Annotated in this window: 21 protein-coding genes and 2 tRNA genes; 14 read left to right on the top strand and 9 right to left on the bottom strand. The window is 63.4% G+C overall.

The genetic code is table 11. The features are described 5' to 3' along the window. Nucleotides 1–154: 154 nt before the first annotated feature. The 9 genes from AC1REM_RS12950 to AC1REM_RS12910 all read left to right on the top strand — a co-directional run bounded on the left by AC1REM_RS12950 (nt 155) and on the right by AC1REM_RS12910 (nt 14,225). Nucleotides 155–2,608, top strand: coding sequence for a type I restriction-modification system subunit M (locus tag AC1REM_RS12950; RefSeq protein WP_492514982.1), 2,454 nt, complete (start codon nt 155–157; stop codon nt 2,606–2,608). Then, on the top strand, nt 2,608–3,729 hold the full coding sequence (locus AC1REM_RS12945; protein ID WP_492514981.1) for a restriction endonuclease subunit S: 1,122 nt from the start codon (nt 2,608–2,610) through the stop codon (nt 3,727–3,729). Before AC1REM_RS12950 ends, AC1REM_RS12945 begins: the two co-directional genes overlap by 1 nt. Then, nucleotides 3,726–4,475 carry a TIGR02391 family protein gene (locus tag AC1REM_RS12940; RefSeq protein WP_492514980.1) on the top strand — a complete coding sequence of 250 codons (750 nt, stop codon included), beginning with the start codon at nt 3,726–3,728 and terminating at the stop codon, nt 4,473–4,475. Before AC1REM_RS12945 ends, AC1REM_RS12940 begins: the two co-directional genes overlap by 4 nt. Next, nucleotides 4,472–7,549, top strand: a complete 3,078-nt coding sequence (locus AC1REM_RS12935) for a type I restriction endonuclease subunit R (RefSeq protein WP_492514979.1) — start codon at nt 4,472–4,474, stop codon at nt 7,547–7,549. Before AC1REM_RS12940 ends, AC1REM_RS12935 begins: the two co-directional genes overlap by 4 nt. Nucleotides 7,550–7,562: 13 nt before the next feature. After that, nucleotides 7,563–8,261, top strand: a complete 699-nt coding sequence (locus AC1REM_RS12930; protein WP_492514978.1) for a M48 family metallopeptidase — start codon at nt 7,563–7,565, stop codon at nt 8,259–8,261. A 100-nt stretch (nt 8,262–8,361) separates the two neighbouring features. Next, entirely contained in the window at nt 8,362–9,102 is a 741-nt protein-coding gene (locus tag AC1REM_RS12925) for a Hachiman antiphage defense system protein HamA (protein ID WP_492514977.1), read from the top strand. After that, on the top strand, nt 9,099–11,555 hold the full coding sequence (locus AC1REM_RS12920) for a DEAD/DEAH box helicase (RefSeq protein ID WP_492514976.1): 2,457 nt from the start codon (nt 9,099–9,101) through the stop codon (nt 11,553–11,555). The genes AC1REM_RS12925 and AC1REM_RS12920 overlap by 4 nt, the downstream gene beginning before the upstream one ends. Before the next feature lie 867 nt (nt 11,556–12,422). Further along, the gene (locus AC1REM_RS12915) at nt 12,423–13,142 is read left to right on the top strand and encodes a hypothetical protein (protein ID WP_492514975.1); all 720 of its coding nucleotides are present in this window, start codon (nt 12,423–12,425) and stop codon (nt 13,140–13,142) included. Nucleotides 13,143–13,313: 171 nt separating this feature from the next. Continuing rightward, a complete protein-coding gene (locus tag AC1REM_RS12910) occupies nt 13,314–14,225 on the top strand; it encodes a helix-turn-helix transcriptional regulator (RefSeq protein ID WP_492514974.1) in 912 nt (303 codons plus the stop codon). A gap of 8 nt (nt 14,226–14,233) precedes the next feature. Here AC1REM_RS12910 and AC1REM_RS12905 read toward each other — a convergent pair whose 3' ends face one another. After that, nucleotides 14,234–16,426 carry an MMPL family transporter gene (locus AC1REM_RS12905; RefSeq protein ID WP_492514973.1) on the bottom strand — a complete coding sequence of 731 codons (2,193 nt, stop codon included), beginning with the start codon at nt 16,424–16,426 and terminating at the stop codon, nt 14,234–14,236. A 66-nt stretch (nt 16,427–16,492) separates the two neighbouring features. Next, nucleotides 16,493–16,990 carry an Lrp/AsnC family transcriptional regulator gene (locus AC1REM_RS12900; protein WP_492514972.1) on the bottom strand — a complete coding sequence of 166 codons (498 nt, stop codon included), beginning with the start codon at nt 16,988–16,990 and terminating at the stop codon, nt 16,493–16,495. A gap of 112 nt (nt 16,991–17,102) precedes the next feature. On the opposite strand from AC1REM_RS12900, the gene AC1REM_RS12895 reads away from it, so the two are divergent. Continuing rightward, the gene (locus tag AC1REM_RS12895; RefSeq protein WP_492514971.1) at nt 17,103–18,314 is read left to right on the top strand and encodes a trans-sulfuration enzyme family protein; all 1,212 of its coding nucleotides are present in this window, start codon (nt 17,103–17,105) and stop codon (nt 18,312–18,314) included. Here the strand turns inward: AC1REM_RS12895 and AC1REM_RS12890 are convergent. Both AC1REM_RS12890 and AC1REM_RS12885 read right to left on the bottom strand, forming a co-directional pair. After that, nucleotides 18,311–18,829, bottom strand: coding sequence for a YbaK/EbsC family protein (locus tag AC1REM_RS12890; RefSeq protein WP_492514970.1), 519 nt, complete (start codon nt 18,827–18,829; stop codon nt 18,311–18,313). The two genes, AC1REM_RS12895 and AC1REM_RS12890, sit on opposite strands and share 4 nt — an antisense overlap. A gap of 39 nt (nt 18,830–18,868) precedes the next feature. Then, nucleotides 18,869–20,002 (bottom strand): PQQ-dependent sugar dehydrogenase, encoded by a 1,134-nt coding sequence (locus tag AC1REM_RS12885; RefSeq protein ID WP_492514969.1) that lies wholly within the window; start codon nt 20,000–20,002, stop codon nt 18,869–18,871. Between the two features lie 73 nt (nt 20,003–20,075). Between AC1REM_RS12885 and pepN the strand changes: the two genes are divergently transcribed. Next, nucleotides 20,076–22,562, top strand: a complete 2,487-nt coding sequence (pepN, locus tag AC1REM_RS12880) for an aminopeptidase N (RefSeq protein WP_492514968.1) — start codon at nt 20,076–20,078, stop codon at nt 22,560–22,562. 19 nt (nt 22,563–22,581) lie between these two features. Here the strand turns inward: pepN and AC1REM_RS12875 are convergent, their stop codons facing one another. Next, entirely contained in the window at nt 22,582–23,103 is a 522-nt protein-coding gene (locus tag AC1REM_RS12875) for a GNAT family N-acetyltransferase (RefSeq protein WP_492514967.1), read from the bottom strand. Between the two features lie 7 nt (nt 23,104–23,110). Continuing rightward, a complete protein-coding gene (locus AC1REM_RS12870) occupies nt 23,111–23,749 on the bottom strand; it encodes an MBL fold metallo-hydrolase (protein WP_492514966.1) in 639 nt (212 codons plus the stop codon). Between the two features lie 145 nt (nt 23,750–23,894). On the opposite strand from AC1REM_RS12870, the gene AC1REM_RS12865 reads away from it, so the two are divergent. Continuing rightward, nucleotides 23,895–23,967: transfer RNA gene (locus tag AC1REM_RS12865), tRNA-Glu, on the top strand. A gap of 103 nt (nt 23,968–24,070) precedes the next feature. Here AC1REM_RS12865 and AC1REM_RS12860 read toward each other — a convergent pair. Further along, entirely contained in the window at nt 24,071–24,334 is a 264-nt protein-coding gene (locus AC1REM_RS12860) for a hypothetical protein (protein ID WP_492514965.1), read from the bottom strand. 13 nt (nt 24,335–24,347) lie between these two features. Here AC1REM_RS12860 and AC1REM_RS12855 point away from each other — a divergent pair, with 13 nt between their 5' ends. Then, a complete protein-coding gene (locus AC1REM_RS12855) occupies nt 24,348–25,043 on the top strand; it encodes a polysaccharide deacetylase family protein (protein ID WP_492514964.1) in 696 nt (231 codons plus the stop codon). A 67-nt stretch (nt 25,044–25,110) separates the two neighbouring features. Beyond that, nucleotides 25,111–25,183, top strand: a tRNA-Glu gene (locus AC1REM_RS12850). A 59-nt stretch (nt 25,184–25,242) separates the two neighbouring features. Here the strand turns inward: AC1REM_RS12850 and AC1REM_RS12845 are convergent. After that, nucleotides 25,243–26,328: a DUF4349 domain-containing protein gene (locus tag AC1REM_RS12845; protein ID WP_492514963.1), complete on the bottom strand. Its 1,086-nt coding sequence runs from the start codon at nt 26,326–26,328 to the stop codon at nt 25,243–25,245. Continuing rightward, complete coding sequence (locus tag AC1REM_RS12840; protein ID WP_492514962.1) at nt 26,325–26,882, bottom strand: RNA polymerase sigma factor; 558 nt, start codon at nt 26,880–26,882, stop codon at nt 26,325–26,327. The genes AC1REM_RS12845 and AC1REM_RS12840 overlap by 4 nt, the downstream gene beginning before the upstream one ends. Nucleotides 26,883–26,918: the final 36 nt, after the last annotated feature.

Here is a 26,918-nt window from a genome sequence, read left to right as displayed (position 1 = left end):
GCAGTCCCTGGGGGACATCAACTTACTGCGTGCACTGCCGCGCGTTGGAGGAACTACACAGCATGACCCGAGCCACAACTAACCGACTCAAGCGTCTATCGGGAAAGCGCGTCGTCAAGTACACCGCGACCGACCTGTCGCCGAAGGTGGTGACGTGGTAGTGGCTCTCAAGAAGTCGGACCTCTACAGCTCGCTCTGGGCCAGCTGCGACCAGCTCCGCGGGGGCATGGACGCCAGCCAGTATAAGGACTACATCCTCACGATGTTGTTCGTGAAGTATGTCTCGGATAAGGCGAAGTCCGACCCGGACAGCCTGATCGAAGTCCCCGAAGGCGGATCGTTCGAGGACATGCTTGCCGCCAAGGGCGACAAGGAGATCGGCGACAAGTTCAACAAGATCATCGGCAAGCTCGCCGAGGCGAACGATCTGCGCAACGTCATCGACCAGGCGGACTTCAACGACGCCGAGAAGCTCGGCAATGGCAAGGAGATGCAGGACCGTCTCTCCAAGCTCGTGACCATCTTCAATGATCTCGATTTCCGTGGCTCGCGCGCCGAAGGCGATGACCTGCTCGGCGACGCCTACGAGTACCTGATGCGTCACTTTGCCACCGAGTCGGGCAAGAGCAAGGGGCAGTTTTACACGCCTGCCGAGGTCTCTCGCGTGCTCGCCAAGGTCGTGGGTATCAACTCGAAGACCCGTCAAGATGAGACCGTCTACGACGCAGCCAGCGGTTCTGGCTCTTTGCTTCTGAAAGCTGCAGCGGAAGCTCCGCGTGGCATGACTATCTACGGCCAGGAGAAGGACAACGCCACTTGGGCGCTGGCGAAGATGAACATGATCCTTCATGGCAATGAGACCGCGGAGATCTACAAGGGCGACACGATTACTAGCCCGCAGCTGACCAACGGCACGAAGCTCAAGACGTTCGACTACGTCGTCATGAACCCGCCGTTCTCGATCAAATCGTGGAACAACGGCCTGGAAGAAGACTTCGGGCGTTTCGAGTACGGCATGCCGCCAGAGAAGAACGGCGACTACGCCTTCCTGCTCCATGCGCTTACGTCGCTGAAGTCCACCGGTAAGGCAGCGGTCATCCTTCCGCACGGCGTGCTCTTCCGTGGTAACGCCGAAGGCAATATCCGTAGAGAACTACTCAAGCGCGGCTTCATCAAGGGCGTGATCGGCCTCCCGGCGAACCTCTTCTACGGCACGGGCATCCCGGCCTGCATCGTGTTGCTCGACAAGGAGAACGCCGTTAGTCGTACCGGCGTCTTCATGCTCGACGCCAGCCGTGGCTTCATCAAGGACGGCAACAAGAACCGCCTCCGTGACCAGGACATCCACAAGATCGTCGATTCATTCAACCGTCAGCTCCCGATCGACGGCTACTCGCGCATGGTGCCGATGAGCGAGATCGCCGACGCGAAGAACGACTACAACCTCAACATCCCGCGCTATATCGATAGCTCCGAGCCGGAAGACATCCAGGACCTCTCAGCGCACATCCATGGCGGCATCCCGAACCGCGACATCGATGCGCTTCAGAACTACTGGGATGCGTTGCCTTCGCTCAAAGCAGGGTTGTTCGAGCCACTCCGCGAGGGGTACTCGAAGCTCAAGGTCGATCTCTCCGAGGTGCAGGACTACGCCCTCAACCGGAGCGGTCTTGAATTCATCCGCGCGGACGTCGAGAAGGTCGTCAGCGACTGGTTTGCCGCGCACCGCGAGATGCTGCTAGGGATCAACGCGGAAACGAAGCCGAACGATCTGATCAGCGCACTTGGCGACGACTTGCTCGCGCGGTTCAAGGACATGCCCCTCCTCGATGAGTACGACGTATACCAACAGCTCATGAGCTACTGGAACGAGACGATGCACGACGACGTCTACCTGATCATGACCGAGCTCGGCAACGGTGGCTCATGGGCCAGCGCCTCCAAGCCTCGTCCGACGATCGAAGACAAGGAGCGCAAGCTCACTGAGGATGCGGATCTTGAGATCGGAAGTGGACGGTCCAAGAAGAAGTACAAGATGGACCTCGTCCCGCCGGCGCTGATCGTGTTGCGCTACTTTGCGAGCGAGCAGGCGAAGGTCGACGAACTCCAAGCTACCGCTGACGAAGCTGCGCGTGCTGTCGAGGAGTACACCGAAGAGAACGCCCTGGAGGATGGTCTCCTCGCCGATGCGATGGACGACGACAAGATCTCGAAGGTGCTTGCGGCCAAGCGTCTACGCGAGATTAAGAGCGGTGGCGACCAGGAAGAGATCGCCGCACTGAGCCACTTGATCAAGCTGTACACAGCTGAGGCTGCGGCCAAGAAGACGGCGAAAGAGGCGGAATCTGGTCTCGATGAGCAGACGCTGCGACAGTACGGCGCGCTCACTGACAGCGACGCGCAGGAGCTTGTGCTCGATGCAAAATGGCTGGCGACTCTGGAACGGCGAATTGACGGACAAGCGCGCGACCTGACGCTTCAGCTTGTGCGGCGGGTACGCGAGATCGGTGGGAGGTACGCGTCGACTGTCGACGAGCTTGATGATGAGCTGTCGAATCTTCAGGCCCGAGTTGCGGTGCACCTTGAGGACATGGGAGTCGTTCTCTGATGGGATCACCAGTGTGGACTGAGCGACGCCTCGGCGAACTCGTTTCGTTGACGAGTGGTCAGAGCCCGTCGGGATTCAGATTTCGTGCGGTGGGCACACCGTATTACAAGGTTGATCAACTTGGTCGCGCAACCAAATACCTCGATTCATCTTCGACGCCGTACTTCGCGACCAAGATGCCGACGATACCCGCGGGCAGCGTCCTGATAGCCAAGCGAGGTGGCGCTATCGCGTTGAATCGCGTGAGGGTTACGACCGTGCCGAGCTTCATGGACACTAACGTGATGGCGCTCACTCCGCGCATCGAACTTGACTCTGAGTTCTTGTTCTATTGGCTCAGCTACCGCGGACTCTGGGACATCGCGGATGTCACATCGGTGCCACAGATCAATAACAAGCACATAAATCCGCTTGGGATTGCACTCCCCGACATTGCGGAGCAACAGAGAATTGCCGCAGCATTGCGCGGCTCTGATGATCTGATCGTCACCCTGGAGCGGCTCATCGCCAAGAAGCAGGCGATCAAGCAAGGGATGATGCAGGCACTACTGACAGGACGCACACGCCTTCCTGGCTTCACGGACGAGTGGACTCATTGCCGTCTTCGGGACGTGCTCACCGTGCGGCACGGGCGGAGCCAACGAGCCGTCGAGCGCCCATCGGGTGTAGTACCGATCCTTGCCACGGGCGGGCAGATCGGGTGGGCCGATCGCCCGCTGTACTCGAAGCCCTCCGTGCTTATCGGGCGTAAGGGAACTATTGATCGCCCCCAGTATCAAAGCAAGCCTTTTTGGACGGTCGACACATTGTTCTACACCGAGATCGCACCGAATGCGGATCCGAAGTTTCTCTTCTACGTCTTCCAGACCGTTGACTGGCGATCTATGAATGAAGCTTCGGGCGTCCCGAGCCTGAGTTCCTCCCGCGTTGAGAACGTGGACGTTCACCTCCCGGGTCTGCCCGAACAGATTGCGATTCGCGTAGTCCTCGATGATGCTGAGGCTGAGCTTTCGTCGCTCAACCGTCGACTCGTAAAGGCTCGCGCCATTAAGCAAGGCATGATGCAGCAACTCCTAACGGGCCGCACTCGGCTTCCAGTGCCTGACGAGGTGGCCGCATGACCGGCTTGAACAGCGACTGGGCGTTGGCTGAACTCGACAAGTTCATCACGATGACGGTGATGACGAACAACAGCCGAAGCGGACCCGGCTACGTCTCGATCACTCACACATCGAGTACCGCTTCTCCGGATGCGGACGTGACCAAGCAGGCGCAGGTGGTCGAGAAGATTCTCGACCGTGTGATCCCGACTTGGCGGACTGATATCGAGAACTCGAAGAATAATCGCTGGACGCGTCATCGCGAGGCGGCGATTCGAGCTCGCGAAGAACTCGTCCGCGCCGAGGAGATACGCCAGAATCTTGGCGAAGATGCCCCCGAAATCTCAGCCGCCAACCTACACTCATGGATCTGGGGCGGAGCCCGCTCGCTTTGGCAGTCGGGCCACTACGTGCAGACCGTCCGCGATGCGGCGACCAAACTCAACGCCGAGACGCAGAACAAGGTCGGCCGTCGCGACGTGAGCGAGACCGACCTGTTCAAGCAGTCGTTCTCTCTCGACCCAGCGAAGTCAGGCAAGCCACGGCTTCGTCGAATGGCACCCGAAGACAACGACACATATCGCTCCGTTCAGCGCGGCGCGATGGCCTTTGCCGAGGGAGTCTTCGCGGGCATCCGCAATCCGCTCAGCCACGAAGCGGATCAGGAGATGAGCGAGCAAGTGGCACTTGAACACCTGGCTGCGTTGAGCGTGCTCGCGCGGTGGGTGGATGAATCAACTGTGGAGCACGCAGGAGAATCCTCATGAGCACCGTAGGCCAGATCGAAAAGAAGACGCAGGACCGCGTCGTGAAACTGTTTACCGAGCAGCTCGACTACGAGTACCTCGGAGACTGGCACGACGGCAACCGCACCAACGGCATCGAAGTCGATCTGCTCGAGCAGAACCTCCGGGCCCGCGGCATCGACGAGACGCTCATCAGTCGTGCGCTCGATCGCCTGCAGAAGGCTGCCGCGGTGGGTGCTGGTCGGAACCTGTACGAAGCCAACCGTGATGTTTACGAACTGATCCGCTACGGCGTGAAAGTAAAGTCTGCCGTCGGCGACCAGACCCAGACGGTCTGGCTCGTGGACTGGCAAACTCCAACCGCCAACCACTTCGCGATCGCCGAAGAAGTCACCGTTTTGAGCCAGCACACGAAGCGCCCCGACATCGTGCTCTATGTCAACGGTCTCGCGCTCGGAGTCGTCGAGCTCAAGCGGTCCAAAGTCTCAGTGACCGAAGGCATCCGCCAGAACATCGGCAACCAGAGCAAAGACTTCATCCGTCCGTTCTTCTCGACGGTGCAGTATCTCTTTGCCGGCAACGATGCCGAAGGTCTTCGCTACGGGGTCATCGACACACCCGAGAAGTACTGGCTCGAGTGGAAAGAAGACTCCGACGTGGAGTCCCCGCTCGACCGAGCACTACTTCAGATGTGCTCGAAGGAGCGCTTCCTCGAACTGATCCACGACTACATCGTCTTCGACAAGGGCGTCAAGAAAGGCCCTCGCCACAACCAATACTTCGGCATCAAGGCGGCCCAGGCGCGCATCGCCAAGCGCGAAGGCGGCATCATTTGGCACACCCAGGGTTCCGGCAAGAGTCTCACGATGGTGTGGCTCGCCAAGTGGATCCGCGAGAACCAGCCCGACGCGCGCGTCCTTCTGATCACCGACCGCACTGAACTCGACGAACAGATCGAGAAGGTCTTCAACGGGGTACACGAGAGTATCTACCGCACCAAGAGCGGGGCGGATCTCATCGCGACGCTCAACAAGTCCGAAGAATGGCTGATCGGCTCGCTCGTCCACAAGTTCCGCGGCGGTGACGACAACGCGGAACAGGACGCTGATGACTACATCGCCCAGCTCAACGCCGCGCTGCCAAAGGACTTCAAGGCGAAAGGCAACATCTTCGTCTTCGTCGATGAGGCTCATCGCACGCAGTCCGGCAAGATGCACAAAGCGATGACGCAGCTGCTCCCGGGAGCCATGTTTATCGGCTTCACGGGCACGCCCCTGCTCAAGGCGGACAAGGCGACGAGCATCGAGACCTTTGGATCGTTCATCCACACCTACAAGTTCAACGAAGCCGTTGCCGACGGGGTCGTTCTTGATCTCCGCTATGAGGCTCGAGATATTGATCAGGAACTGAGCTCGCCGGCCCACGTCGATAAGTGGTTCGAGGCGAAGACCAAGGGGATGACGGATCTCACCCGCGCTGAGCTCAAGAAGCGCTGGGGCACGATGCAGAAGGTCGTGTCCAGCAAATCGCGTGCGGAGCAGATCGTGGCCGACATCCTGATCGACATGGAGACCCGGCCGCGCCTGATGGACCGCCGGGGCAACGCCATGCTGGTTGGTGCGAGCATCTATCAGGCCTGCAAGTTCTACGATCTCTTCGTGGCTGCGGGCTTCAAGGGCAAGTGCGCCATTGTCACGAGCTACCAGCCGAACGCTAGCGAGATCTCGAAGGAAGACGCGGGCGCAGGCAAGACCGAGAAGCTCGCGCAGTACGACATCTACCGCAAGATGCTGGCGGACTACTTCGACACCTCCGAAGACGACGCCATGGGCCGCGTCGAAGAGTTCGAGACCGCCGTCAAGAAGCAGTTCCTCGAGGAGCCGGGCCAGATGCGCCTGCTCATCGTGGTGGACAAACTTCTCACTGGATTCGACGCGCCGAGCGCCACCTACCTCTACATCGATAAGAAGATGCAGGATCATGGCCTCTTCCAAGCGATCTGTCGGGTCAACCGTCTCGATGATGACGACAAGGATTACGGCTACGTCGTCGACTACCGTGACCTGTTCAACTCGCTCAAATCTGCCATTCACAACTACACGAACGGCGCGCTCGACGGCTACGAGAAGCAGGACATCGAAGGTCTGCTCTCTGACCGCATCGACAAAGCTCGGGAGTCTCTTGATGACGCCCTCGAGCGGATCCGTGCTCTGTGTGAGCCGGTGCTGCCACCCAAGGGCACGGACCAGTACCGCGCCTATTTCGTGGCGATGGAAGCCGGGAACGCCGAGCAGATCAAGCTCAATGAACCGAAGCGCGTCGAGTTGTACAAAGCCGTCGCGGGCGTCGCCCGTGCGTTCGCCAACATTGCCAACGACATGGTCGAGGCCGGCTATAGCCCGGCGGACACCGAAGCCATCAAGCGCGAGATCGCGCACTACAGCGACGTGCGCGCTGAAGTGAAGCTCGCGGCTGGCGAGGACGTCGACTTCAAGGCCTATGAAGCCGACATGCGCTTCCTGCTCGACACCTACATCAAGGCTGGCGCTTCCGAAGTCGTGTCGAACTTCGAAGACGCCGGGCTTATCGACCTGATCGTGAAGCTCGGCCCCGGCGCACTCGACAAGCTCCCTCCTGGCATCAAGAAGAGCAAGGAAGCGGTTGCCGAGGTCATCGTCAACAACATGCGCAAGGTCATCATCGATGAGCACGCGCTGAACCCGAAGTTCTACGACCGCATGAGCGAACTGCTCGACGCGATCCTTGAAGAGCGCCGCAAGCAGGCCCTCGACTATGAGGAGTACCTGGCGAAGATCCTCGAAGCTGCTCAGCAGCTCGGGAAAGGCGAGAGTGACCACCCGTACCCGGACTGGGCTGCCAACGGGGGCCAGCGCGCTCTCGTGGACTTCTTCTGGCCCGACAGTGACCTCGCACTCGAGGTTCACTATGCGGTGCGCAACAACAAGAAACATGGCTGGAAGGACAACGCCCTGAAGCGCAAGCAGGTCGAGCGTGCGATCATGCGCGTACTACCGGGCGATGATCGTGCCGCGGAAGTCTTCAATCTCATTCGGAACCGCGATGAGTACCAGTAGCGCCTATCTCACCGTGCGCGGTATCGACATCGATGTCGTCTACAAGAACATCAAGCACTTGCACATCGGCGTCTACCCGCCAGCGGGGCGCGTTCGTGTGGCGGCACCGGAACGGCTTGATGACGAGGCAGTCCGCCTCGCTATCGTGCAGCGTCTGCCGTGGATTCGGCGCCAACGCAAGGAACTTGCGAGTGCGGACCGGCAGTCGATGCGTGAGATGGTGACGGGTGAGAGCCACTACGTCTGGGGACTACGCAAGCGCCTGAAGGTCGTTGAACGACCTGGACGCGCGCACATCGAGGTCGATGGTGAGCGCCTGGTGCTGTTCGTGCCGACCGCCGCTTCGCCGGAGCAACGCCGGATGGTGCTGGATCGGTGGTACCGCGAGCAACTGCGCGCTTCAATTCCCGGCCTGATTGCCAAGTGGGAAGCCCAGCTTGAGGTGACGGTACCCAAGTGGACGATCCGCAAGATGAAGACCAAGTGGGGATCGTGCAACCGCGAGACGCACGACGTCTGGTTCAACGTCGAGCTTGCCAAGAAGCACCCTGACTGCCTCGAGTACATCGTGGCGCACGAACTCACGCACTATTTCGAGCGAGCCCACGGTGCTCGCTTCACTGCCTTGATGGATCAGCACCTGCCAGATTGGCGTGTGCGGCGCGACGAACTCAACGGATCACCTCTCGCGGAGGAAGAGTGGGACGCGTGAGCAATGGTGTCGATGGTTGCGGGTGCAGGCTGGAGGGTCGTCCATGAATGGCCTTCGAACCCTAGCTGTTGGCGATGCGAGCATTATCGTCCTTGAGTCGGTGACCGATGAGATCAAGGACGCACTCGAAGAGCGTCTGGCTGAGTATTGCTACGGCCGCGTGCACGTCGATGAAGACCCTGACTATTACTCCTTTGAACTGACGATCGCGGAGTTCTTCAGGCTGTACGACGCCAAGCCTGACCACACCAAGCTCGGCCTCGCGGGGGAACTGGTCGTGCACCTGCTCCTCCCTCACGGGCACGAGCATCTGGAGAGTGCCTGCTTGTACTTCAACAAGGAAGAGCACAACGTCAAGAAGGGCTTCGATCTCACTTTCCGTGATCGCATGGACGGCGGTCTCTGGTACGGCGAAGTCAAGTCCGGTCGTGTCGGGGACGGCCAGACTGCAGATGACAAGGTGCGAGAACGTATCGGTGAAGCCGAGCGTGGGCTGAATGCGATGTTCACCTCTAGCGTCGAGAGGAAGCGCTGGGATGCGGCGATTCTTGATGCGGATGCCACCCTTCGCGGGACGAGCGCGTCGAACGTGAAGAGTCTGCTGCGCGCGGACTTCAAGACGATTAGTCAGGGCACTCCGGCAAAGGTTCGAGCGCTGCTGTGTGCGGTCGTGATGCATCCCTTCGACGTGAGCGAGATTGATGCCGCTTCTGGGCAGCATCTCATTGATGGCGTGAAGTCACGCGGACGCTTCGAAGACGTCCGCATCTTGTTGATTCAGCAATCTGACCTTGAACTCATAGTCGAGGTGCTACGTGAATCGTTGGAAGAGGCGGCATGACGGCCACGGACATCACGGTGCGCAAGCTGCGGCATCACAAGAATCTTGACGGTTCGGCCTTCCTGGAGCTGTATGAGAAGCTCGTGCTGTCGCAGCCGCTTACCGACAGTGAATATCAGGAACTCCTGGCATTTGCCGTGATCTTTATGCGGCAAGGGGACCCCACTGTTGAGAAGCTCGGATATCGAATCGCCTTGCAGTACTCGTTGGACACTCTCGACTTCGATCCGCTGATGGCGATCTCAGATCAGCGCGAGATTATGCCAGTGCTCGACGCGATCCGTCGAGCCCACCCGGAAGCGGTGGATGACAGCGACCTTCGACAGGTCTTGAGCGAAGCGCACGGAATCAACTTCACGCAGGGCGGCGTCACGCGGACGAGAGAACAGCTCGCTCTCCAGCAGTTCAACCGTCAGCACTCACAGGCCGCGATCATCGCTCCGACCTCGTACGGCAAGTCGGAGATGTTGATTGCGCGCGCAATCGCAGCACTTCCGGGCGCCGTATGTATCGTTGTGCCTTCCAAGGCTCTCATTGCTCAGACAAAAGCAGAACTGATGCGGGTAGCGGGAGGCCCGAGCAACGCAACGAGGGTCATCACTCACCCCGAGGCATACAACGGCGAGGGATCGTTCATCGCCGTCCTCACGCAGGAACGCCTGCACCGGTTGTTTGTCGACAACCAGGACTTGCAGCTCGATCACCTACTCGTGGACGAGGCGCAAAACATACTAAGTAGCGACTCCCGATCACTTGAGCTGTCCCAGGTGATACTCATTGCTCGTCGTCGAAACGCCGGACTCCAGATCGCCTATTACACGCCGTTCCTGGAGGAGCCCGAGGCGCTTCGGCATGTGAATGGCGTCGACGACGAAGTCCGCTCCCGCACTGTCAATGAACATGTCAAAGCTGAGAAGTTCTTCGCCGGTGCGCTTGGCGAAGAACTCCATGTCTTCGACCAGTTCTTGGGACGAAGTTTCGATACTGGCATCGCTGTGCCGGCTGACGACGCTGCGGCCGTGATTGCGCTGGCTGGCGACCGTACGATTGTGTACCTAAACAAGCCGCGCGACGCGCAGGCGCTTGCGCTCCAGATCGCGAATCAGGTCGGAGACATCGAACTCACTACGCTCGCTGAGACGGCGATTGCGGCGATTGGTGACCTCATCGACAAGGACTACCTACTCGTCGATGCGATTCGGAGCGGAGTTCTGTTCCACCATGGTCAGATACCCGAGGTGCTTCGGCAATACGTCGAGAACCTCTTCCGCGAGGATCACGCAGAGCAACGTCGCTACCTGGTGACCACGTCAACGTTGCTTGAAGGTGTGAACACCCCTGCCGACACTATGATCTTGATGTCAGCGGGTAAAGGACGCGGCAACCTGGTTCGATCATCGTTCCGGAACCTCGTTGGGCGGGTGGCGCGCTTCAGCCAGATCTTCGCACCGGGTCGCCCCCAGTTGTCTTTGCTACTGCCGAAGATATACGCCATTAAGAGCTCATACTCACGTGCGGATTGGAATCCACTCGCATGGCTTGGCGATCATGCAGATCCATCGAAACCTGCTATCGACCCAGTCGAGAATCCTCTACTCCAAGGCGGTCCGACCGACCAACCACGCATTGAGGCACTTGAGCGGCTCGAGAACATCGAACGGGGCGCGTCCGGCCTTGAGGAGGTGCGTCTCGCACTTACTGAGCTGGGGCGACTGTGCTTCCGGCATGGTGCGCATGACTTTGACGTGTTCAAGTATGAGCGCCTTATGCAAGATCGTGTGACCGAGCGTGTGGGCACGCTGGTAACGACCGCCGAAGAGTTGATTGCGACTATTCGTTCGATCTTCCTCGATGGCGTTGAGCTGCTGGGGAATGGTACGGCTGACCTCGAACGGCTCCACGACGAAGAGGCAGCTCGGAAGTTCTATGCCATGTTCTTGAGTTGGCGAGCCGACGGTGCGCCGATGAAGCTCATGATCGGGCGCTATCTGAAGTACTGGAAGGATCAGGAGAGCGACTGGATTTGGGTTGGATCGAAATGGGGCGATGAGAAGAAGTTCCCAGCGGAGCACGTCAAGGCGTACGTCCGTCGGTCTAAGAAGGCGCGTCCGGCGTTGGTCAACCTGGCAATCGTTCGCATCAAAGCAGAGCTCGATTTCCTCGATTACAACCTGATGAAGTATCTCGAGATTCTCTTCTCTCTTGGACTGGTGGAGGAGAACTTCTACCTGAAGCTGAAGTACGGAACGGATGATCGAGTAGTCATCACGATGCTCCGAAACGGTATGTCGTTCGAGCTTGCGAAGCTCATCGCGGAGTCGTACGTCGCACATGCCGTAGTTGATACTGTGGCGAACGCCGTGGACTTGAAATCCAGTCTCCTGGCCGCACTGGAAGCCGACTCCGTGAACGACGTCTTGATCTTTGAGGTGCGTGGGTTGCTGGGCTCGTAGGTGTACCTGCGAATCGTCGAAGCTTTGAATTTCTCGCGCATTCGTTCATTGTTGCTGGGATGGTTGCGGCAATGACCGGTCGTTTCCCTTGTCTCGAGTAGATATCCAGGACGCTCGCGGCTTGCTCGGCCGCATCTCTACGCCCAGCCGATGGAGCGCTCGCAAGACCGCGCCATGCGACAGACCGTACTTGGCTTCCAGGTCACGCATCGTGGATCCTGCCCCATACTCCTTCGCTATCGCAGCAGCTTCGTCATCGCTCACTTTCCGCTTCTGGATTGTGACGCCCTGCGCCTTCAGCATGCGCGTCAGTGCAGAGTTCGCAACGCCAAGCTCCTTCGCGAGCGACCGGGCACTCTCGCCTGCCTCGGCTCGCTCGACCAGCTCTGTCACCTTCTCCGCTCCGAGCCTCTTCGACAGTTCCTGCGGTCGAGGTGAAACTGGCTTGTTCAAACCATCCGGACGGCTTCGAAGAACCGCGAGTTTCCGCAGAAAATCAGGGGTCAGACCGCTCGCCGAATTGTTTGAACAGAGGTCGAGAGTGCCAGCAAGAAACAACCCTCGCTCAGGCGGGGGTTTTCTTGTATTGCGGCGCGGCCGGCGGCCTCGGGGCGCACCTCTTCGCGCGGCCCGGTTTTCGGTGTCATCACACGCCGGACGGCGATGGGATCTTCGCTGGGGAGCGACCGCGACGCCGGCGACCGTCGTCGGGGTTGCTGGCGCAGTGGTCATCGCAGTGGGCGCGGTGACTTCTCAGGCAGTCACGGTCACGTTTGGCGAGCCGCATTCGGAATCGGGGCAGATGAGGGTCACCCGCGCGTCCGCACTTCTAGGGTGTGATCCTGACCACACCCGGGGAGGAAGACAATGACCGATACCGCGCCCATCTCGAGGCCGAATCCCATCAATCGACGCGCCGTGCTGGCGGGCGCAGCCTGGTCGGTTCCGGTTATCGCGGTCGCTGCGATGACCCCGCTCGCGGCCGCGAGCACCGAACCGGTGCGCCTGCTCTCCGCATCGAGCAGAGTGTCCGTCGCGCCCGTGAATGACCCGTCCTGGAACGCTGCGCAGTATGGTGCGGGCAAGGACATGATCCCGTACGCACCCGTCGTGCTCGGGTTGTCGTTTACCAATCTCGGTGATCCGCTGCTCGCGGGAGAGGCATATATCCAGGGCCTTCTGACCTCGGCGGCGAAGGATCCCACGGGCATCATCTACGCGCTCTCGGCCGCACACAACAACAACTGGGAGTTCGTGGGCATCGGGGCTCCGCAGCATTCGGATGTGTCCACCGACGCTGCCTATCCCGTATGGTTCCGCTATCTGTTGCCGCTCGCGACAGGCCAGACCTCGAGCACCGCGATCTTCACCGCGAACCCGACGGGGGCCATCGCAGATCACATCGTCGTCGATGGAGTCGTGCAGATCCCTGGCCAGACTCTCTGGTCTAGGGCTTTCATCAACGCTGACCTCTCGGCGATCCCGGTGGGGAAAGCAGGTGCCGCGAGTGACTTCGTCTCCGGATGGTCGAGCACGCCGCTGCCGGGCAGAGCAGCGACCTTCTACATTGAGCCCGCCGCAAGCTGACAGGCACAGCTTCGACGCCACTGCCGATGGGGAAGCGCGCGTGCGCCCTCCCCACGCGCACCGGCCCCTTTCGTGACCCGGCTGCGCTTCCCCATCTCGCCTCATACGGCGCTATAGCCCCCGATGCTCGCCCTCCGGCATACTGATCTCCTGGCTCAGCGGGGAGGGTGCGTGGAGGAAATCACCATCGGTGCGACGGAGGTGCATCGTCTTGTCGGGCGACAGAGCGTCGCCGTCCCCGATCGTGAAACGTTCGCCGCGCAGCGCCAGCTGCAACAGTACGGCGAGGTCGTCATCGAGCGAAGCTCCATGTCCACGATGCGCGTGCGAACGACGCCCGTCCTGCGCAGCGAGGCGCCTAGCATTGCCCTGTTGCAGATCGTCCATGGCTCGCTGACCGTCTCTCGCGCTGGTCTCACTGCACGCGTATCCGGCGGCGAGTCGATCCTCCTGCTGAGCACTCGGGGGTATGACTTCCTCTTGGAGGGGGAGTGCATTCAGGTGCTGTTGCCGTTGCGCCTGTTCTCACCGGAGGCAGCGGCGACGATCATCGCCGTCACTGACATCCCTGTGCCTCCGACTCCGCTGAGCGCACTGGTGTGGGGTCTCATCGATCACCTCATCACGGCAAGTCCGAATGCCGAGCCCGATGCCGCGACGATCGCCGGGGTCGAGGGTGTCGTCACCGGTCTGATCGCGCAGCTCACCGCTCACGACTTCTGGGGACGGCGCCAGAGTGACTCGGAATCACCCATCCTCGTTGCCGCCTTCCTGTTCTTCGACGCCCACATTTCCGACGCCACCGTCACCGTCGACAGGATCGCCTCCGGGATCGGAACGAGTGCGCGCAGCCTGAATCGCGCGTTCCGCTCGATCGGCACCACCCCGATGGCGGCGATCCGCGACGCCCGGCTGACGGCGATCGCGAAGCAGCTGCGCTCACGGGTCGCTCAACCGACGATAGAGATGCTCGCGGCGGAGTACGGCTACGGGGATCGTACAGCTCTCACGCGCGCGTTTCGTCGCAGATTCGGCCGATCACCTGCGGACTATCGACGGTGGGTCCTGCCCTTCGGGCAGTGAGGGTCGCGTTACTCCTTGCCCCGTCCCAGTTTCGACGGCCACCAGATCGCGCGTCCGATGTCGTAGGTGAGTGCCGGTACGAGCAGTGAACGCACGATGAACGTGTCAAGCAGCACTCCGAAGGCGACGATGAAGGCGATCTGGACGAGGAACAGGATCGGGATCACCGACAGTGCGGCGAAGGTCGCAGCGAGCACGAGTCCGGCCGAGGTGATCACACCTCCGGTGATCGTGAGTCCGCGAAGGATGCCCTCACGGGTGCCGTGTTTCAGGGCTTCTTCGCGCACGCGCGTCATGAGGAAGATATTGTAGTCGATGCCGAGGGCAACGAGGAACACGAAACTGAACAGGGGTACCGCCGGGTCAGCGCCGGGGAACTGGAACACGTGCGTGAACAGGAGAGCGGCGACGCCGAGTGCGGTGCCGAACGACACCACGGTCGTCAGGACGAGCAGGATCGGGGCGAGGATCGAGCGCAGCAGCAGCATCAGGATCACCAGGATCACCAGCAGAACGATCGGGATGATCAAGGTGCGATCGTGGATGGACGCGTCGTTGGTGTCGATCGCCGTCGCTGTGACGCCGCCGACGAGCGAACCGGGGATGTCCTCGTGCAGCGCAGTGCGCAGTTCGCGCACGGTGTCGGCGGCCGCGTCGGAATCCGCAGCGTTCGTGAGCGTCGCCTGGAGCAGCACGTCGCCGTCGGCCACGGTGGGGGCGGGCGCGGGCGTTCCCGGAGGGCCGAAGGCCGTGATGCCGTCCGCGGTCACAGGGGCGGTGCCACTGGGAGAGTCGGCGGCGAGGACCGAGACGCTGTCCACACCGTCCTCTGCGAGGAGCACGTCGGTGGCGTCTTGAAGCTCGGCTTCGGGAACGATGACGTACACCGGGCTTCCCGATCCGCCGGGGAAGTGCTCGCCAAGCACCTGCTGGCCGTCGCGCGCGTCGCTCGCACCGAGAACGAGGTCGGAGGCGGGGACGCCGTCGGCGTCCAGTTGCGTTGCGCCGACGGCGCCGGCGATCAGCACCAGCGAGGTGACGATCCAGATCGAGCGGTGACGCCGGCGGATCCACTCGGCCAGGCGCACCCAGATGCCGCGTGTGGGCATGCCGTTCTCGGCGGCGACGACCTCAGGCTCGTACTGTGGGCGGCGAGGCCAGAAGGCTGCGCGGCCGAAGGCGAAGAGGATGGCGGGAAGCAGCGTGAGGGCGGCGAGCATCGCGAAGACGATGCCGATGGATGCCACGGGGCCGAGCGTGCTGTTCGATTTGAGGTCGCTGAGCAGCAGGCAGAGGAGCCCGGCGATGACGGTGCCGCCGGACGCGATGATCGGCTCGAAGGAGCCGCGGATCGCCTGCATCGTCGCAGTCCACTTGTCGGTGTTGACGCGCAGGGCCTCGCGGTAGCGCGAGACGTAGAGCAGCGAGTAGTCGGTGGCGGCGCCGATCACGAGGATGAACAGGATTCCCTGCGTCTGTCCCGAGAGCAGAAGGATGCCCGCCTTCGCCAGCCACCACACGGAGAGCAGCGCGACGGTGAGAGCGAACAGGCTCGTGGAGAGAACGGCGACGGGCAGGAGGAGCGAACGGTAGACGACGATCAGGATCAGGAATACGGCGAGCAGCGCAACACCCAGCAGCAGCCCGTCGATGCCCGAGAAGCCGTTCACGAGGTCGGCGGTGAAGCCGGCAGGCCCGGTGACGTGCACGGCGGCGCCGTCCGGCGCGGCGGCGCGCATCTCGTCACCGATCGCGTTGACTGCGTCGCGCAGATCGGCGCTGGAGTCGATCGGTACGAAGATCTGCACCGCGAGACCGTCTTCGGAGGGGAGCGCCGGCGAGACGTCGCTGCCGACCCCTTCAACGGTGTCGGGAAGGGCCGCAGCCGCCTCGCTGATCTTCTCCACGGCGGCTTCGCTCAGTTCGGTGTCGTCGGCGATCACGACAACGGCGGGGATCTCATCGGAGTCGCGGAAGTCACCGAGACGCTCCTGCACCTGGGTGGCATCTGCACTGGACGGCAGGTATGTGGTCTGGTCGTTGGAGGAGACCTCGCTGACCTTGCCGAAGTAGGGGCCGCCGATACTGGCCCCCGCAAACCATACGAGAATCAAAACGGCAGGCAGGAGGATGCGGATCCAGCGCGGAGCCCCGTGCGTGCGGGCTTCGCGTCGAGTGTGGGGCGCCGTCGAGTCGTTCATGCCGAATCCTTCTGCGATGGTGAAGATATCGCTAGCTAAGTTAGCAAAATTTTGAACGCGATGTGCTCACCCTCGTGCGCGAGGCAGCACGCCCACACCCTCGCGAAGCTCGAACACGAGCTGTGTTTCCGTGGCGCGCACGACTTCGTGGATCGTGATCTCCTCGAGCACGATGTCGCGCAGCGCGGCAGCATCGCGCACAGCCACGTGCACGAGGAAGTCGTCGGCGCCGGCGATGTGGAAGACCTGGAGCACGCCCGGAGTGTGCACGAGGTCGTCGAAGAGCGCCTCCACTCCGGCCTTGCTGTGGTTTCCCAAGCGCACGCGGATCATCGCCTGTAGCGGGTGTCCGAGCGCGGCGAGGTCCAGGTGTGCGCGCAGCCCGGCGATGATGCCCCGCTCGCGCAGCATCCGCAGCCGGTAGGCACACGTGGACTCGGGAATACGCAGCGCCTGCGCGAGTGCTTTGACGGTGGCGTCCGGGGTTTGAGTGAATGCGGCGAGAACGCGCAGATCGAGGTCGTCGACGGGGGATTCGCTCGCGGGAGATTGCTGGGTGGGCAAGGGCAGTCCTCTCGGGTCGTGAGATTTCACTGATCCTGCAAAATTCTGATCCATCATTGCGTGTTCAACAAGAGAACTAGAGAAGATCAGTGAATCCGCGCATCCTGAAGCTATGACTTTGCGCCCTGAGACCATCGCCGTTCATGCTGGACGCACCGACTTCGCAGCCCTCGGCGTGCACGCTGCGCCGATCGATCTGTCGTCGACGAACCCGCTGCCGGATATCGAACACGGCGGTGACTCGTATGAGTCGATGGCGACAGGAGGCCACCCTCTGGCCGGTGGTGGCAACGTCTATGCCCGGCTATGGAACCCGACGGTCGCCCGGTTCGAGGAGGCACTCGCCGAACTGGAGCACGCGAACGCCGCGGTCGCCTTCGGGTCGGGCATGGCGGCGCTGACCGCCGCGATTCTGTCGCACACGACCGCAGTCGGAAAGCCGCACATCGTGGCGGTGCGTCCGCTCTACGGCGGCACTGACCACCTGCTGGATTCGGGTCTCCTCGGTGCGGAGACGACATTCTGCGCCCCCGGCGAGGTCGCTGCGAGCATCCGCCCCGACACGGGCCTCGTGGTGCTGGAGACCCCGGCGAATCCCACACTCGATCTCGTCGACATCGCCGAGGTCGTTGCTCAGGCCGGCGTGGTCCCGGTGCTGGTCGACAACACCTTCGCGACCCCGCTGCTGCAGAACCCGCTGGATCTGGGCGCGGCGATGTCGATGCACAGCGCCACCAAGTACATCGGCGGGCACGGAGACGTCATCGCGGGTGTGATCGCCTGCTCCGAGCAGACTGCCGAAGCGCTGCGTCGGGTGCGTGCGATCACAGGGGCTCTGCTGCACCCGCTGGGCGCGTACCTGCTGCACCGTGGCCTTGCGACTCTCCCGATTCGCCTGGAACGGCAGCAGGCGACGGCGCAGACGATCGCCGAGTGGCTGACGACGCAGGACGGCGTGCTCGAGGTGTTCTATCCCGGCATGCGCGAGGGGGAGCGCGCACTGCTCGCGCGGCAGATGCGAGGCAGGGGTGCGATGATCGCCGTGCGTCTGCGAGGCGGTTTCGAGGCAGCATCCGCGCTCACCTCCGGGGTGGAGCTCTTCACCCACGCGGTGTCACTGGGCGGTGTGGACTCCCTCATCCAGCATCCGGCGGCGCTCACGCACCGCCCGGTCGCCCCCGAGGCGCGACCGGGCGCGGACATCGTGCGGCTGTCGATCGGGCTCGAGCACCCCGATGATCTCATCGACGATCTGACGCAGGCGCTCCAGAAGGCGGATGCTGCCGCTGCGACTCCCGTCGCCGCGACAACGGCCGCGCGCTAGTCGTTCGCGACCGTGACGACCGTGCCATCGGTCAGAGCGACGAGGTTCTCGAACGTCATCGGCATGACGGTGTTCGCGACGCCCGCGGCGGTCCAGACGGTGGGGTACGCGCGGAGTGCGTCGTCGACGACGGTGCGGATGCGAGCCGGATGCCCGACGGGGGCGACGCCGCCGATGACCTGACCAGTGAGCTCCTTGACAAGCTTTGCGGGTGCCATCTTCGCCTGCCCGGCGCCCATCGCCGCGGCGAGCACCTCGGTGTCGACGCGGTGCCGTCCGCTCGTCATCACCAGGAGTGGCTCCTCGTCGACGAGGAAGAGCAGACTGCTGCCGATCGCGCCGACGTCGCAGCCGAGCGCTGCGGCGGCCGCCACCGCGGTATGGGCGGAGGCGGGCAGCTCATGAATCGGTGACTCCACACCCGCAGCGCGCACATCGTCATGCACCCGGCGACTCTTCTCGCTGAGTGCGCTGGGGTCGACGATGTACGCGTGGAGAGGAACCTCAGTGTTCATGCCTCGATCGTGGCATGAGTTGCGCAGCGGCGCGAAGTTCTAGCCCGGTGCAAGAACGACGGCGAGGAGGCGGTCGTCGTCGGCGCCGGGGCTGCCGCGTCCGTCCGTGTTGTTCGTCAGGAACCACAGAACGCCCTGCGTGGCGGGGGCGACCGCGCGGATGCGCCCGAACTCGCCCAGGAAGAACGTCTGCTCGGACGCGGGATCGGACACCGGCACCACGCGAATCGACTGCCCTCTCAGATTCGCGAGGATCAGCGAACCCTCGACCGCGACGAGTCCACTCGGACTGGCCTGATCGGTCGGCCACTGCCGGAGCGGATCGACGAAGCGCGCATCTCCGCCGGCTCCTTCGACGACAGGCCAGCCGTAGTTCGCGCCAGGGAGGATCTCATTGAGCTCATCCCAGGTGTCCTGGCCGAACTCGCTCGCGAACATCCGTCCGTCCGCGGACCAGGCGATGCCTTGCACGTTGCGGTGGCCGAGGCTGTAGACGAAGGACCCGGGGAAGGGATTGTCGCCCGGCACCTCGCCCGAGGGCGTGAGTCGAAGGACCTTGCCCGCCAAGGAACTCGGATCCTGGGCTGCATCCGGCTCTCCTGCGTCTCCGACGCTCACATAGAGCATCCCGTCAGGACCGAACGCGAGCTGACCTCCGTTGTGGTTGCGTGCCGACGGCAGCCCGCTGATGAGGGTCGAGGGGGCCCCGAGAGCGGGAGCCGTGGCTGTGCCGGTGAGCGGGAAACGCTGCACCCGGTTGCCGTCACCCGCGGTGGAGTACGCGTAGAGGGCTTCGTCATCCGCGGCGAGCCCCAGGAGTCCGCCTTCGCCCCCGTGCTGCACATCCGTGAGCGTCGCGATCTCGGTCACTGCGCCGCCGTCCGTGATCGCGAGGATGCGACCGGTATCTCGTTCACTCACGAAGGTGAACCCGCGGGTCTGGGCGATGCCCCACGGGGCGTCGAGATTCGTGACGATCGTCGAGACCGCGCCCGACGGCCACACCGTCGGCGGGGGAGTCGGCGTCGGTGTCGGCGTGATCGTTCGCGTGGGCGTCGGGGCGGGTGTGCTCGTCACTGACGGAGAGGGAGACGGCGGTGCCGCCGGGGTGCACGCCGTCAGCGAGATCGCCAGCAGAACGGCGGTCCCCGCGGTGACGGTGCGCCTGACCATAGGACGAGGATGCCACGCGGGAGGCGATCGCGCACGGGCCTCATACATCGACCGTCCATGAAACGATGAAGACATGACCACTGCCAACCTCACTCGCGAAGAGACGGCTGCGCGATCCGCGGCCGTCACGGCACGCAGCATCCGCGTCGAGCTCGACCTCACCGGGGCTCCTGACCAGGAGCAGGCGACTTTCCCCGTTCGCACCACCCTCGAGTTCGACGCCACGACCACGACGACGTGGATCGACTTCATCGGCGAGCGGGTAGCCCGAGTGGTCGTGAACGGCATCGAGCAGGCTGTGGACTATGACGGCGCACGGATCGTCGTGGACGGCCTGACGGCGCAGAACACCGTCGAGATCGAGGCATCCGGTGTCTACAGCCGTTCCGGCGAGGGGCTGCACCGTTTCGTCGACCCTGTAGACGGCGAGACCTACCTGTACACCCACTATGAGCCGGCCGATGCGCGCCGGGTCATGGCGTGCTTCGAACAGCCCGACATGAAGTCCCGCTACACCTTTGTCGTCACCGCGCCCGAGGGGTGGCACGTGCTCTCGAACCAGAGCCCTGCGCACACCGCGCTCGCCGAAGGAACGCAGATCGTCGAGTTCGCCCCGACGCTCCCGCTCTCGAGCTACATCACCTGCATCGCCGCAGGTCCCTACCACCGCGTGCAGGACACCTGGAAAGGAGAGGCCGGTGAGATCGTACTCGGCGTCTTCTGCCGCGCCTCGCTCGCCCCTCACCTGGACGCCGACGAGATCCTGACCGTCACGAAGCAGGGGCTCGACTTCTTCCACGATGCGTTCGCATTCCCGTACCCCTGGGGCAAGTACGACCAGATCTTCGTGCCCGAGTACAACATCGGTGCGATGGAGAACCCCGGGCTCGTCACCTTCACCGAGGCCTACATCTTCCGCGGCGCATCCACTCGCGCGCAGAAGTCGGGGCGCGCAAACACGATCCTGCACGAGATGGCCCACATGTGGTTCGGCGATCTCGTCACGATGCGCTGGTGGGATGACCTGTGGCTCAAGGAGTCCTTCGCCGACTACATGGGATCGCACGCCTCTGCTGCGGCGACCGAGTACACCGACGCCTGGGTGGCGTTCGCCAACCGTCGGAAGGCCTGGGCGTACACGCAGGATCAGCTGCCGACGACGCACCCGATCGTCGCCGACATCACCGACCTCGAAGCGGCCAAGCTCAACTTCGACGGCATCACCTATGCCAAGGGCGCTTCCGTGCTCAAACAGCTCGTCGCGTTCGTGGGGGAGGACGCCTTCTTCGAGGGCGCGCGCCGCTACTTCGTCACGCACGCGTATGGCAACACGACTCTGGACGACCTTCTCGTCGAATTGGAGCAGGCCTCCGGCCGTGACCTTCGCGACTGGTCGAAGGCGTGGCTCGAGACGAGCGGCATGTCGACGCTCTCGCTCGCTCAGGATGCCTCGGGCGCCACGGTCCTGCACCAGACGGAGCCTCGCCCGCATCGGGTGCAGGTCGGACTCTACGACCTCGTCGATGGGACGCTGACGCTGCGCGAGCGGATCGGACTCGACATCCTCGACGAATCGACGCCCGTCGACACGGGCGACGCCGACCTCGTGCTCATCAACGATGCCGACCTCACATACGCCAAGGCGCGTCTCGATGACCGCTCGCTCGACGCTGTCGACGAAGCGCTCTCGACCCTCGACGACGAACTCGCCCGTGGCCTCGTCTGGTCAGCGCTCTGGAACGCCACCCGCGACGGGGAGCTCCCCGTCATCCAGTACCTGTCCATCCTCGGCGCACACGCGCAGCACGAGACCAACGTCGGTGTTCTCGCCGGTCTTCTCGCCAACGCCTCCTTCGCCGCACGCGCCTACCTGCCCGAGGAGCTGAGCTCGCAGGCGCTCGCGGCCTGGCTCGACACGACCTGGAACGGACTGCACGGTGCGGCACCGGGCAGCGGTGCACAGCTCGTCTGGGCGCGAGCCATGGCGGAAGCCGCGGAGGTCGCGCCCGGGAAGGCGCACGAGGTCCGAGCGCTGCTCTCGGGCACGGCTACAGCACCGGAGGGGCTCACCCTCGACGCCGATCTGCGCTGGATGCTGCTCACCGCATTGGCTGCCACCGGCAACACGACCGAGGCGGATGTTGTGCGCGAGCTCGAAAGCGACGACACCGCCAGCGGGCGTACCGCAGCGCTGCACGTGCGCACTGCCGTGCCGACAGCCGCCGTCCGGGACGCCGCGTGGAAATCGGCGTGGAACGACCTCACGCTCAGCAACGACCACCTCGATGCCACGATCAGCGGTTTCCGCGCGGGCGGACGGCGTGACCTGATCGCGAAGTTCGATGAGGACTACTTCGCGCGGATCATCCCCGCATGGCAGACGCGGAGCATCGAGATCGCCCGTCGGCTCGTCGTGGGGCTGTTCCCGTCGACGCCGACGCTGACGCTCGTCGATGCATGGCTCGCGGAGCATCCCGATGCGCCCGCGGCGCTGCGCCGACTCGTCATCGAGCAGCGCGATCACCGGGAGCGGGCGCTGCGTGTGCAGGGCGTTCTCTGAGCAGAGCCATCGCTGAGGGCTAGGCGACCTGCATCCCCATGACGGTGCGCACGATCCACGGATGCGCGTGGTCATCGGCGATGTGGGTCATGCCGAGGTTCTCGGCGACGCCGCGCGAGGCGACGTTGTCGGGATGGATGATCGCCGTGAGGAGGGTCGGCGCGAACTCCTGGCGCACGAGCTCCAGACAGGCGCGCGCGGCCTCCGTCGCGTAGCCCTTGCGCTGCTGTCGGGCATGCACGTGGTAGCCGACCTCCAGAACGGGTGTGTCGTTGTACGACTGCCAGGTGAGGCCGCAGTCGCCGACGAACTCTCCGTCATGGGTTTCGATGATCCACAGACCGTGGCCGTGTTCCGCGTAGCTCGCCTGCATCCGCGCGATCCAGTCCGCGGACTCGTCGCGGGTCTTCGGCGCGGGGTAGAAGGCCATGACGGAGGGGTCCGCGAGCATCGCCGCCATGCTGTCGAGATCTGCGGGAGTCATCTCTCGAAATCGGAGCCGGTCGGTGGGCTCGGGAAGAATTCGCTTCGAAGGGGGCATTGTCGTCTCAGATGTCCAGGGTGTCGCCGGGGCCGAGTGCGAAGAACTCTCCGCCGTTCTGCTCGGTCGCCCATTGCAGACGTGCGCGGTGCATGCCGCGGCCGATCTCCGAGAGCGTCATGTCATGGGTGCCGAAGGCGCGACGGGGTGCGACGGCGAGCACGAAGTCCATCGCGTCCCGGATGCGCAGCCAGGGCGCGCCCAGGGGAGCGGCGAGTGTGTCCACGGCGACGCCCTCCGGTACGGCGTAGGAATCGCCGGGGTAGTACAGGCGCTCGTTCACGAGGACTCCCACATTGTCGATCTCGGGCAGCGAGGGATGGATCACCTCGTGTACGCCGCCGAAGAAGGTGAGCGTGAAGCCACCCGCCGTGACCGTGTCACCGGGATGGACGACCGTGATCGCATGACCGGAGTCGGCATTGGCGACGCCCTGCGGAGCAAAGACGGGGATTCCCGGCGCCGAGGAGAGGATGCGCTCGAGATGCGCGGACGTCCAGTGGTCGGGGTGCTCGTGCGTGAGGACGACGCCGACGACGTGGTGAAGACTGTCGAGGGGCAAGGTGTAGACCCCGGGATCGATCAGCAGAGTCTCTCCGGCTTCCTCGATGCGGAGGGCGGCATGTTCGTGCTTTGTGAGGCGCATGAGGCCAGTCAACCTCTGCGCGATGCCCGCGGCAACTCCCTTTCTTGCGCGGGCTGAGAGGCGAAGACACACCCGGGATGCGGCACGGTGAGGCCGATTTGGCGGCCATCGAACTGCCGTGGCATACTTGAACGGTTGTCGAAACGGCCCCATCGTATAGCGGCCTAGTACGCCGCCCTCTCACGGCGGTAACGCGGGTTCGAATCCCGCTGGGGTCACAACACAAGAAAGCCTCCGGTTCATTCCGGAGGCTTTCTTCGTTCCCGGACTTGTCCCCAATCGGGTCATCCGTCGAGAGGCAGCGCCGTCGTTCCGCTACCCTCAGGCTCGGAGGGAGCCTTCCGGCGCGCAACCGGTGGGCAGAGGGGGAGATGTGCACAGGTCACTGGATCGGCGAGCCTTGCTCGTGGGGCTTGCGGGTGCCGCACTCACCGGTCTCGTCGCCTGTACGCCGGCGTCGAGGCCCGTAGCCGGTACCGCGGACGTGGTGCGCCCGGGTGTACCGACATCCTCGCCGACGCCGACGCCGACGCCGACGCCGACGCCGACGCCGACGCCGACCGAGCCCCCGATCGCTCGCGTCATCGATCCTGCAGAAGTGGCTGCACGATTCGAGGGATCCGCGCCGACTCAGTGGGGCACAGCGCTTCCCGGAATAGTGACGCATCTGGCACAGCCTGCGGCCGAGAGCGGCGCTGCGCGTGTGGCTTTGACATTCGACGCATGTGGTGGTCCCAGCGGTTCTGACCTTGACCACGAACTGCTCGACGGGCTGCGCCGCGAGCAGATTCCAGCGACGCTGTTCCTCAATGCGCGCTGGATCGACACCCACGCGGCGCTTGCTGGCGAGCTCGCGGGCGATCCGCTGTTCGTTCTCGCCAACCACGGAACCAGTCATCGTCCGCTCTCGGTCAACGGGAGATCCGCATATGAGATTCCGGGGACGAGATCAGCAGCAGAGGCTGTCGCCGAGGTCTGGGAGAACCATATGGTGCTCACGGATCTCACCGGCACCGCGCCAAGGTACTTCCGAGCGGGGACGGCACACTACGACGACGTCGCAGTGCAGATCGTGCACGCACTGGGGGAGATTCCCATCGGCTTCTCGGTGAACGGCGACGGCGGTGCGAGTTTCGGTGCGGGGACTGTGCGCACGGAGATCGGTGATGCGCCGCCGGGCGGCATCGTCCTGGCGCACATGAATCAGCCACACGGAGGCACGCACCCCGGCGCTATCGACGCCGCTCGAGATCTGCGTGTGCATGGAGCCGAGTTCGTCCATCTGGACGTCTGACGCGCCGACTCCGTCTCGTTTTGGTGACAGCTCTGCGCGCATGGCATACTTGTACGGTTGTCGAAACGGCCCCATCGTATAGCGGCCTAGTACGCCGCCCTCTCACGGCGGTAACGCGGGTTCGAATCCCGCTGGGGTCACAACACAAACGAAAGCCCTCGGTTCTCCGAGGGCTTTCGTCGTGTCTGGGCGCTGCGAGTTACTTCGTCGTCATACCCGAGGCCCGGCGGCGCGAGCGGCGTGCCCGCACGATGCCCCAGACGATCAGGAAGATGACGGCCGCGACGGCCAGCCAGGGGAGCGCGAATCCGAAGGCGACGACCAGCGCGTTGAGGGTCACCAGCAGGCCGTTCCAGCCGGCGAAGAGCCCGTCGCCGAATCCTGCGGGATCGGGTTCCGTCACAGTCGCCGTGCGCGTCAGCTCGACCTGCAGCGACGACATCGCGACCTGCGTCTCGAGATCCGCGAGCTGCTGCTCATAGGACTCGAGCTGCGCCTGACGGTCCGTAAGCGCGACCTCGGCCTCGATGAGCTCTCCGACCGTCCCCGTCTGCGCCATCAGCTCGGTCAGCCGCTGCACGGACGCGCGCGTCGCCTCGACTCGCGCGCGCAGGTCGATCGCCGTCGCCGTCACATCCGTGGCATTGCTGGAGCTGGCGATGACCTCACCGGTCTTCTGCAGCTCGGCGATTGTCTCGTTCAATGTGTCGGACGGCACCCGGATGCTGATCCAGGCGTAGTCATCCGTGCGCGGAGCGGGCATCGACTGGTCGGCGACGACACCGGACGAGCCGATGTTCTTGCTCTCCACGAAGCCGCCCTGTCGAATCGCGAGCGCGGCGATCTCCTCCGCCGACTTCTGGATGTCGTCGACACGCACAGTCGCGGAGGCGGAGGTGATCATCTCCCGCGGTGCCTCGGGGCTCGCCGCCGACATATCTGCCGTCGAATCAAGAAGGGTGAGGCCCTCAGGCATCGTTGCGCCCTCGAGCTTCGGGGCAATTGCGGACTCGCTCGACGCCGACCCTGCGGACATGAGCGATCCCGTCGACGCGGTGATCAGGGCGGGCGAGACGACGGCGCCGACGACGAACGCGGCGGCTACTCCGGATGCGGTGAGCCATCCGCGCCTGCGAGCGCGTGACCGCGCAGCGCGAGCATCCTTCGGTTCGGCGTCCGTGTGCGCAGACGCGCGCTCCTCCGCGATCGTGGTGAACACGCTCTGCTCGATGCGAGCGATGGTCTCGTCCGAGAGAGGTGGGAGTTCAGGGGTCGAGGTGTTCATGCTTCTTCCGTTTCTCTCACAGCTCCGCGCAGCTGGGTGCGAACGCGGGAGAGACGGTTGCGAACGACGCCATGACTGACGCCCAGCTCAGCGGCTGCCGCCTGGTAGGCGTAGCCCTCACTGGCGCATAGGCGGAAGATCTCGCGATCCAGTTCCGTGAGCGTCTGCAACTCGGCCGCGATGCGCTCCGCGAGCGCCGCGCTGATCACCTGCTGCTCGACGTCGACCGTGTCGGCGATCGTCTCGTCGACAGCATCCGCCGTATGTGCACGATCCTTGCGCTGGCGCCGCAGGCGATTTGCTGCTTGGAAACGGCAGATCGTCGCCAGCCAGGGCAGCAGCGATTCGCTCTCCAACTGGAGCGCCCCGAGCTTGCGCCAGGCGACGACGAACGTCTCCTGTGCGACATCCTCCGCATCGACGGTGGTGCCGACGATGCCATGCGCGATCCAGTACACAGGGCGGACGTAGGCGCGATAGAGCTGCCGGAAGGCATCATCGTCTCCGCCCGCGGCCTGTGCGACCAGTTCGGCGTCGGTCAGTGTCTCTGGCATCCTCGCTCCGTTCGGTGTCTCTCATCGGAGAAGTGT

The organism is Microbacterium sp. GW823-FHT02G05 (genome assembly GCF_058797175.1).
The sequence above is the reverse complement of the archived record's forward strand: the minus strand, read 5'-3'. Positions and strand labels throughout refer to the sequence as shown.